9 protein-coding genes and 3 pseudogenes are annotated in these 5,048 nt (G+C 45.9%); 11 read left to right on the top strand and 1 reads right to left on the bottom strand.

Translation table 11 applies throughout. From position 1 onward, the window contains the following. From HEN33_RS24120 to HEN33_RS24075, 10 genes and pseudogenes are all read left to right on the top strand, one after another. Positions 1-68, top strand: a pseudogene (locus HEN33_RS24120) (recombination protein NinB); the annotation flags it as partial. Further along, positions 65-241, top strand: a complete 177-nt coding sequence (locus tag HEN33_RS24115) for a NinE family protein (protein ID WP_001254220.1) — start codon at positions 65-67, stop codon at positions 239-241. The pseudogene HEN33_RS24120 and the gene HEN33_RS24115, both read left to right, overlap by 4 nt. Before the next feature lie 280 nt (positions 242-521). Then, positions 522-1,202 carry a P22AR C-terminal domain-containing protein gene (locus HEN33_RS24110; RefSeq protein ID WP_176263484.1) on the top strand — a complete coding sequence of 227 codons (681 nt, stop codon included), beginning with the start codon at positions 522-524 and terminating at the stop codon, positions 1,200-1,202. 74 nt (positions 1,203-1,276) lie between these two features. Continuing rightward, the gene (locus HEN33_RS24105) at positions 1,277-1,984 is read left to right on the top strand and encodes a phage antirepressor KilAC domain-containing protein (protein WP_001004021.1); all 708 of its coding nucleotides are present in this window, start codon (positions 1,277-1,279) and stop codon (positions 1,982-1,984) included. Next, positions 1,984-2,274 carry a DUF1364 domain-containing protein gene (locus tag HEN33_RS24100; protein ID WP_000002235.1) on the top strand — a complete coding sequence of 97 codons (291 nt, stop codon included), beginning with the start codon at positions 1,984-1,986 and terminating at the stop codon, positions 2,272-2,274. The genes HEN33_RS24105 and HEN33_RS24100 overlap by 1 nt, the downstream gene beginning before the upstream one ends. Beyond that, the gene (locus HEN33_RS24095; RefSeq protein WP_001008194.1) at positions 2,271-2,633 is read left to right on the top strand and encodes a RusA family crossover junction endodeoxyribonuclease; all 363 of its coding nucleotides are present in this window, start codon (positions 2,271-2,273) and stop codon (positions 2,631-2,633) included. The genes HEN33_RS24100 and HEN33_RS24095 overlap by 4 nt, the downstream gene beginning before the upstream one ends. After that, on the top strand, positions 2,630-2,818 hold the full coding sequence (locus HEN33_RS24090; protein ID WP_000994517.1) for a protein ninH: 189 nt from the start codon (positions 2,630-2,632) through the stop codon (positions 2,816-2,818). Before HEN33_RS24095 ends, HEN33_RS24090 begins: the two co-directional genes overlap by 4 nt. After that, complete coding sequence (locus HEN33_RS24085) at positions 2,815-3,438, top strand: antitermination protein Q (protein WP_176263483.1); 624 nt, start codon at positions 2,815-2,817, stop codon at positions 3,436-3,438. The genes HEN33_RS24090 and HEN33_RS24085 overlap by 4 nt, the downstream gene beginning before the upstream one ends. Positions 3,439-3,690: 252 nt before the next feature. Then, positions 3,691-4,434 (top strand): hypothetical protein, encoded by a 744-nt coding sequence (locus HEN33_RS24080; RefSeq protein WP_001302581.1) that lies wholly within the window; start codon positions 3,691-3,693, stop codon positions 4,432-4,434. An 85-nt stretch (positions 4,435-4,519) separates the two neighbouring features. Further along, positions 4,520-4,678, top strand: coding sequence for a DUF3927 family protein (locus HEN33_RS24075; protein ID WP_000499454.1), 159 nt, complete (start codon positions 4,520-4,522; stop codon positions 4,676-4,678). Between the two features lie 80 nt (positions 4,679-4,758). Here the strand turns inward: HEN33_RS24075 and HEN33_RS26165 are convergent. Further along, positions 4,759-4,999, bottom strand: a pseudogene (locus HEN33_RS26165) (hypothetical protein); the annotation flags it as partial. Between HEN33_RS26165 and HEN33_RS24070 the strand changes: the two are divergent. Then, positions 4,976-5,048 (top strand): annotated as a pseudogene (locus HEN33_RS24070) (DUF1737 domain-containing protein); the annotation flags it as partial. The pseudogenes HEN33_RS26165 and HEN33_RS24070 overlap by 24 nt on opposite strands.

Raw genomic sequence — 5,048 nt, 5'->3', positions numbered from 1 at the left:
TTAAGTGGTCAGACGAAGCGCGACTGGCTCTCGAATGGAAAGCGCGATGGGGAGACAGGGCGGCATGAGACGACAGCGACGAAGTTTCACCGACATCATCTGCGAAAACTGCAAATACCTTCCAACGAAACGCTCCAGAAATAAACGCAAGCCAATCCCAAAAGAATCTGACGTAAAAACCTTCAACTACACGGCTCACCTGTGGGATATCCGGTGGCTAAGACATCGTGCGAGGAAATAAGGGGATTGACGCGATGATTTATCCGGGGCTATATTCCCAGCATGCCAGCAAAATCTGGCGTCGGGATTGGCGTCCCGGATAGAGACCGCGACAGACACACGCCGCGAGCGTGTTTTTTTATTGTCGAATGCACGCGCACATCTGAATTATGGTGGGCTGTGTGGGGGCGGAGAGATCCGCGCCGGTCGGTTTCCCGGTTACGCCAACCCTGCACAGTTCACCACCAGACGATTGGCGTCGTCGGTGGTGAGTTATTTAGAAACCACTCGAGGGCGTCATTATGACAACTCAAATCTCTGTTGAAACTCTCTCCCCGATCACCCATAACCAGATTCCTGTTATCACCACCGAACTTTTGGCGCAGCTTTATGACACAGAAATTCTGAATATCCAGGTTAACTTCACCAGAAATAAAGAGCGTTTTGTCGAAGGAAAGCACTTTTTTAAAGCAGTGGGTGAAGAATTAAAAAATTTGCGACTTACTTTAAGTAAGTCACAAAATCCCATCTCTCCCAAAACCCGCTCCCTCATCCTCTGGACAGAACGCGGCGCAGCCCGTCACGCCAAAATGCTCGAAACCGATCAGGCGTGGGATGTGTTCGAAAAACTGGAAGACTGCTATTTCAGGCAGTGCAAGAAAAATACTGGCAAACAAGAGAAGAGCACCAACGAGCTTTCCGCAAAAGAAGCAAACAGCCTTGTATGGTTATGGGATTATGCTAACCGCTCACAGGCATTATTCCGCGAATTGTATCCAGCGCTAAAGCAAATTCAATCGAACTATTCCGGCAGATGCTACGACTACGGTCATGAGTTCTCGTATGTTATTGGAATGGCGAGAGACGTTTTAATCAATCACACACGAGATGTTGATATTAATGAGCCAGACGGACCAACGAATCTTTCCGCATGGGTAAGGCTTAAGAACAAAGAATTACCTCCTTCACTGCATCGCTACTGACAATTGACAACTTAACAAACCCAGCTTCGGCTGGGTTTTTTATTGGTGAATTTTCAATATGAGAGGACATGACAATGAATGAGCTGATAAATAGCAACGCCATCAAAATGACCAGCATTGAAATCGCTGAGTTGGTGGGAAGTCGTCATGACAAGGTGAAACAATCTATTGAACGACTGGCGGGACGAGGTGTAATAGCTTTTCCCCCAATGGGGGAGAAGCCCACCGCAGGCCGACCGGTAAGCTATTACATCTTCGAAGGAGAACAAGGTAAGCGCGACAGCATTATTGTCGTTGCCCAGTTGTCGCCGGAATTCACCGCTCGTCTTGTTGACCGTTGGCGAGAGCTTGAAGAAGCTGCGGTTAATATCCCAAAAACGCTACCAGAAGCGTTACGCCTTGCTGCTGATCTTGCTGAGCAGAAAATGCAACTAGAAAACCAGCTCGCAATTGCCGCACCTAAAGTTGAGTTTGCCGATCGCGTTGGCGAGGCCAGCGGAATTTTGATTGGAAACTATGCAAAGGTTGTTGGTATTGGTCCAAACAAACTGTTTGCGTGGATGCGTGATCACAAAATCCTTATTGCTTCAGGTTCCCGGCGAAATGTGCCAATGCAGGAATATATGGAGCGCGGCTATTTCACAGTGAAAGAAACAGCGGTCAACACAAATCACGGAATACAGATATCGTTCACCACAAAAATCACCGGGCGTGGTCAACAGTGGCTGACCAGAAAGCTGCTCGATAACGGAATGCTGAAAGTAACAGGGGAGGCTGCTTAATGGCTAACCTACGCAAAGAAGCACGCGGCAGAGAATGCCAGGTTCGTATTTACGGCATATGCAATGGCAATCCTGAAACTACAGTTCTGGCACATTACCGGATGGCTGGAATTTGCGGAACTGGAATGAAGCCTGAAGACCTGATCGGCGCATGGGCTTGTAGCGCGTGTCACGATGAAATCGACAGACGCACCCATAATCTCGACAACAAAGACGCCAGACTTTACCACCTCGAAGGCGTAATCAGGACGCAGGCGATACTGCTGAAGGAGGGGAAGATTAAGTCATGAACGAATATCAGTTTGTGCTTCCATACCCGCCGTCGGTGAATACCTACTGGCGAAGACGGGGAAGCCAATACTACATCAGCGATAAAGGCCAGAAATACCGAAAAGACGTTCAGCAAATCATCCACCAACTCAAGTTAGATATTTTCACCAAATCACGACTCCGCATCAAAGTCATAGCAGACGTTCCAGACTCCCGCCGCCGCGACCTCGATAACATCCTGAAAGGTTTACTCGACTCCCTTATCCACGCCGGATTTGCGGAAGACGACGAGCAATTCGATGACATTCGCGTAATTCGTGGTGTGAAAGTACCAGGCGGACGGCTTGGAATAAAAATCACCGAACTGGAGAACGTATGAACGCCACAATTCAAACGATACCAGAGCTTCTTATCCAGACACGAGGTAATCAGACCGAAGTGGCAAGGATGCTTTCCTGCGCAAGAGGAACAGTGCTCAAGTACAACCGAGACAGCAAAGGTGAGCGTCACGTAATAGTTAACGGCGTCCTGATGGTAACGCCAGGCAAAAAGGGAAGACGATGAGACTCGAAAGCGTAGCTAAATTTCATTCGCCAAAAAGCCCGATGATGAGCGACTCACCACGGGCCACGGCTTCTGACTCTCTTTCCGGTACTGATGTGATGGCTGCTATGGGGATGGCGCAATCACAAGCCGGATTCGGAATGGCTGTATTCTGTGGTAAGCACGAACTCAGCCAGAACGACAAACAAAAGGCTATCAACTATCTGATGCAATTTGCACACAAGGTATCGGGGAAATACCGTGGTGTGGCAAAGCTCGAAGGAAATACTAAGGCAAAGGTACTGCAAGTGCTCGCAACATTTGCTTATGCGGATTATAGCCGTAGTGCCGCGACGCCGGGCGCAAGATGCAGAGATTGCCACGGTACAGGTCGGGCAGTTGATATAGCCAAAACAGAGCTGTGGGGGAGAGTTGTTGAGAAAGAATGCGGAAGATGCAAAGGTGTCGGCTATTCAAGAATGCCAGCAAGCGCCGCATATCGCGCTGTAACGATGCTAATCCCAAACCTTACCCAACCCACCTGGTCACGCACTGTTAAGCCGCTGTATGACGCTCTGGTTGTGCAATGCCACAAGGAAGAGTCAATCGCAGACAACATTTTGAATGCGATCACACGTTAGCGCCATGATTGCCACGGATGGCAACATATTAACGGCATAATATTGACTTTTTGAATAACTTTGGGGAAACTTGACACCAATAATGGGCGTTTTTTACATGTCATTGATGAGTCTCAATAACCTGCCGCCGAGTAGTTTTTATGCTCTGAATTGTATTTGTGTAGTAAACATGCTGACTGCAATGTAATAGAGTTTTTTTAGCCTGTAACCTCTTGACGGCATTGAATTGCTTTTGTTATGAGTTGTAAGCCAATGTTATCATCTTGTATTGGGGTGGTTATGAAGGATGGTGCACTGCTCAGGAGTTCTTCACTTTTTATTGCCTACATGGGATGCCTTGGATGGGGGAGTGCTTATTTCTATGGATGGGGTACTTCTTTTTACTACGGCTTCCCATGGTGGATTGTAGGTGCAGGTGTTGATGATGTTGCCAGAAGTTTATTTTTTGCAGTTATCGTCATTGCTATATTTCTTATCGGTTGGGGTATTGGTGTTGTATTCTTTTTCGCAGTGAAAAGAAAACATTCTATGCAAGAGCTAAATGTATTTCGCCTTTATTTTGCTGTGGAATTATTGTTTGTGCCGGCAATTATTGAGTTTTCTATATTGAGACAGAAGATTCAGGTACCTCTTTTGCTACTGTCAGCAGCGATTGCGCTGGCGGTTACAATTTCGATAAGATCTTATGGGCGATTTTTATCGGTATCATGCTTCTATGATAAGCCATTTATAAAAAAACATTTTTTTGAGATTGTGATGATTGCTTTTGTGGCATATTTCTGGCTTTTTTCATTTCTGACAGGATATTACAAACCACAGTTTAAGAAAGAATATGAAATGATTAATTATAATGATGGTTGGTATTATGTTCTTGCTCGTTATGATAATTGTCTGGTTTTGTCTACTTCTTTCAATGCAGGTAGTAAAAGGTTTGTCATTTATCAATCAGCACAAGATAAGAATCTTCAGGTTGATATTGTAAGGACCAGAATTTAATTGGCTGCATAAATAATATTTTAAGTTGCAAGTTGGCTATTCGTAGGAATAGAACCTTAGGCATGCTGAATGCGTTTTCTGAACATTGTTTTATAAACTGTGTCTGCTTGCTGTTGTGATCCTGCTTTTAGTGATGGTGATGATGGATTTCACCAGCAGGATAATGTTGGTACTGACTGATGGCGCTCTGGTCTGCGGCATTGTGGTATTGCTGTGGCCGATGATGAAAGAACAGAATGAATAATTCTTGACTTTTTTGTTTACTGTTTATTAAAAAACCAACCGCATGGTGAATCCTCCTTGGAGGGGCTAAATGATCGAGTTTTAAGGGCACGTAGCGAGTTCTGTTTGATCATTGCAGAACTTAGCGGGAGGCGCCATGCGTACATCACTAGTGTTATTCCTTTTATCATTTTCCTTGTGAGTTCTGGCTGCGCATTGCGCAGCTTTTTTTTATGACCTGCCACTGGCAGATGGTCATCCTGTGATTTGATTCCGGTTCCGGCTTTTTAACTCTGTTCCTGTACACGGGAGAAATTCGATGTCGATTAAACATTACGATGTTGTCAGGGCGGCGTCGCCGTCAGACCTTGCGGAAAAGCTGACACACAAAC

Source organism: Escherichia sp. 94.0001 (assembly GCF_013369155.2).
Classification (GTDB): Bacteria; Pseudomonadota; Gammaproteobacteria; order Enterobacterales; family Enterobacteriaceae; genus Escherichia; species Escherichia coli_F.
The sequence above is the reverse complement of the archived record's forward strand: the minus strand, read 5'-3'. Positions and strand labels throughout refer to the sequence as shown.

Excerpts from the sequence above, each read along its gene's own strand:
- HEN33_RS24115 (WP_001254220.1), top strand. The coding sequence starts at position 65 with ATGAGACGACAGCGACGAAGTTTCACCGACATCATCTGCGAAAACTGC.
- HEN33_RS24110 (WP_176263484.1), top strand. The coding sequence starts at position 522 with ATGACAACTCAAATCTCTGTTGAAACTCTCTCCCCGATCACCCATAAC.
- HEN33_RS24105 (WP_001004021.1), top strand. The coding sequence starts at position 1,277 with ATGAATGAGCTGATAAATAGCAACGCCATCAAAATGACCAGCATTGAA.
- HEN33_RS24100 (WP_000002235.1), top strand. The coding sequence starts at position 1,984 with ATGGCTAACCTACGCAAAGAAGCACGCGGCAGAGAATGCCAGGTTCGT.
- HEN33_RS24095 (WP_001008194.1), top strand. The coding sequence starts at position 2,271 with ATGAACGAATATCAGTTTGTGCTTCCATACCCGCCGTCGGTGAATACC.
- HEN33_RS24090 (WP_000994517.1), top strand. The coding sequence starts at position 2,630 with ATGAACGCCACAATTCAAACGATACCAGAGCTTCTTATCCAGACACGA.
- HEN33_RS24085 (WP_176263483.1), top strand. The coding sequence starts at position 2,815 with ATGAGACTCGAAAGCGTAGCTAAATTTCATTCGCCAAAAAGCCCGATG.
- HEN33_RS24080 (WP_001302581.1), top strand. The coding sequence starts at position 3,691 with ATGTTATCATCTTGTATTGGGGTGGTTATGAAGGATGGTGCACTGCTC.